The following is a 3391-nucleotide window of genomic DNA, read 5'->3' on the forward strand; positions in this document are numbered from 1 at the left end:
AGCATATTGGCGCACCGTCCTCGCGGATCCGCCGGAGGCACTGGAACTGCCTGGTGCCAACGGGTCGGTGGTGCCGAGCACATTTCGCGCGCACCGCACGACCATCCGGCTTCCGCAGGCCACCGTCGACAAGGCGGCCGCACTCGGCCGGCAAACCGGAGCCACCCCCTACATGGTGTTGCTGGCGGCGTTCGGGGCGCTGGTCCACCGCTACACCCACACCGACGACTTCCTCGTTGCCGCACCGGTTCTCAACCGAGACGGAAGCGTCGAGAACGCCATCGGGTACTACGGCAACACCGTCGCGCTGCGACTGCGCCCACACGGCAGCCGGACGTTCCGCGCGCTGCTCGACCAGGTTCGCGACACCGCGGTGGGAGCGTTCGCGCACCAGCGAGTCAACCTCGATCGCGTCGTCCGAGAGCTCAACCCCGACCGCCGCCACGGCGTCGAACGGCTGGCCAGGGTGAGCTTCGGAGCACGCGAAGCCGATGGCGGCGGTTTCAGCCCGCCAGGCATCACCTGCGCGCGGGCAGAGCTTCGCGGCCAATTCACGCAGTTGCCTTTGGGTTTCATGGTCGAATTCGATGCTCAAGGCGCGACGGTGGAGGCAGAGTATCTGGTCGAGGTCCTCGACGCAGCGCTGGCCACCCAACTCCTCGCTCATTTCGCGGTGTTGCTCGACGCCGCGCTTGCCGACCCCGACCGGGCTCTGCGCGACCTCACCGTCATGGCTGCCGAGGACGCCGCCTGGCTGCGCGACGCATCGTCGGGGGAGGAGTTTCATGCGCCCGCCACGACACTGCCCGCCCTGGTGCAGGCGCAGGTCGCTGACACGCCCGACGCGGTCGCGGTCGTCTACGAAGGCAGGCGGTACACGTACCGCGAGATCAACGAGTCCGCGAATCGTGTGGCGCACTGGCTGATCCGGCAGAATGTCGGCACCGAGGATCGGGTGGCTGTGCTGCTCGACAAGTCGCCCGAGTTGGTCATCACGGCACTCGGAATCCTCAAGGCCGGCGCGGTGTACCTGCCGGTCGATCCGACGTATCCCGAGGACCGCTTGGCGTTCATCCTCGACGACTCCGACCCCAAACTGGTGCTGCGCGAACCAGTTACTGATCTCGGTGATGCGCCTGTCACCGATCCGACGGATCTGGACCGGGTCCGCCCGCTTGGTCCTGACAACGCCGCGTACCTCATCTACACGTCGGGCTCGACAGGATTACCGAAGGGCGTGCCCGTCCCTCATCGGCCTGTGGCGGAGTACTTTCAGTGGTTCCGGGGTGACTACCAGATCAGCGACGCCGACCGCCTGCTCCAGGTGGCCTCGCCGAGCTTCGACGTTTCGATCGCGGAGATCTTCGGCATGCTCGCCTGCGGTGCGCGACTTGTGATCCCGAGGCCCGATGGGCTGCGTGACATCGGCTACCTCACCGAACTGCTGCACGACGAAGGCATCACCTCGATGCACTTCGTACCGTCGCTGCTCGGCCTGTTCCTGTCACTGCCTGGCGTCAACCAGTGGCGCACCCTTGCTCGCGTGCCCATCGGAGGCGAAGCCCTTCCCGGTGAGATCGCCGACAAGTTCCACGCCACGTTCGACGCGTTGCTTCACAACTTCTACGGACCGACCGAGACGGTGATCAACGCAAGCCGGTACAAGGTCGAGAGCACGCAGGGCACCCGCATCGTGCCGATCGGAAAGCCAAAGATCAACACGCAGCTTCATCTGCTCGACGACGCCCTGCAGCCGGTTCCGGTTGGCGTCATCGGCGAGATCTACATCGGCGGAACACATGTCGCGAGGGGATATCACCGTCGTCCCGGCCTGACTGCCGAGCGGTTCGTCGCCGACCCGTTCACCCCCGGTGCAAGGCTGTACCGGTCGGGAGATCTGGCCCGCCGCAACGCCGACGGCGACATCGAGTTCGTCGGCCGTGCCGACGAGCAGGTCAAGATCCGCGGCTTCCGTATCGAGTTGGGCGAGGTCGCCGCCGCGATCTCCGTCGATCCCAGCGTGGGTCAGGCCGTCGTCGTCGTGAAGGATCTGCCTCACCTCGGCAAGAGCCTGGTGGGTTATCTGACGCCTGCGACCGAGGGGGAATCCGTCGACGTCGGGCGCATCCGAGCCAGGGTTGCCGCCGCGCTGCCGGACTACATGACGCCTGCGGGCTACGTGGTGCTCGACGAGATTCCGATCACCGCGCACGGCAAGATCGACCGGGATGCGCTGCCGACCCCGGAAATCGACAGCCGCACCGAGTTTCGCGCTCCCGCCGCGGGCACCGAACAGACGATCGCGGAGATGTTCGCAGAACTGCTCGGCCTGGATCAGATCGGCGCCGACGACTCGTTCTTCGAACTCGGCGGGCACTCCTTGCTCGCTACCAAGCTGGTTGCCTCCGTCCGGACTCGCTGCGGTGTCGATCTCGGTGTCAGGGACATCTTCGAACTCGGCACCGTCGCCGCGCTGGCCGAACGGGTGGATGCCGGAGCGGCCGACGCCGACGGGCGTCCGCCATTGGTGCCCGTGCCACACGACGGTCCGGCCCAGATGTCGGCATCGCAGCTGCGGACCTGGTTCCAATACCGCATCGACGGACCAAGCCCGGTGAACAACATCCCGTTCGCCGCCCGCCTTACCGGTCCCTGCGACGTCGACGCACTGGCCGCAGCGGTGTCGGACGTGGTCGCGCGCCACGAGACCCTGCGAACCAGCTACCGCGAAATCGACGGCACCCCATACCAGGTCGTCAATCCCGTCGCCGACACACCGGTGCGCCGAGTGCACGGCGAAGGTGAAGCCTGGCTGCAAGCCGAACTCGACCGGGAGCGCAGGGGCGTCTTCGACCTCGAAAGCGAGTTGCCGGTGCGCGCCGCGCTGTTCTCGACGCCGCAGGAGAACGTGCTCTCGGTGGTCGTGCACCACATCGCCGCCGACCACTGGTCGGCCGGTGTGCTGTTCAAAGATCTGCTGACCGCCTACCACGCCCGCCGCGGCGGTGCGGGGCCGGCATGGTCGCCGTTACCCGTGCAGTACGCCGACTACGCCGCGTGGCAGGCCAAGCTGCTCGGCGATGACACGGAAATCCTTACCACGCAACGGGATTACTGGACTCAGCAGCTGCGCGGGCTGCCGGAGGACTCCGGCCTGCGCCCCGATTTCGCGCGCCCGCCCGTGCCAAGCGGTGAGGGGGATTCCATCGAGTTCACCGTCGATGCCGCCACCCGTGCCAAACTGGTCGAGCTCACTCGCGAGGTCGGCATCACCGAGTTCATGCTGTTGCAGGCGGTCGTGGCCGTCCTGCTTCACAAGGCAGGCGACGGCGTCGACGTCCCCCTTGGCACCCCAGTAGCGGGACGTAACGAGTCGGAACTCGACCAGCTC

At 66.9% G+C, this 3391-nt stretch carries 1 protein-coding gene; it reads left to right on the forward strand.

Features of this window, described 5'->3' with window-relative positions:
• A partial coding sequence (locus VFH65_RS01505; protein ID WP_353319361.1) for an amino acid adenylation domain-containing protein occupies positions 1-3391 on the forward strand: 3391 nt, incomplete at both ends.

It is taken from the genome of Mycobacterium sp. (genome assembly GCF_035697385.1).
Taxonomy (GTDB): Bacteria; Actinomycetota; Actinomycetes; order Mycobacteriales; family Mycobacteriaceae; genus Mycobacterium.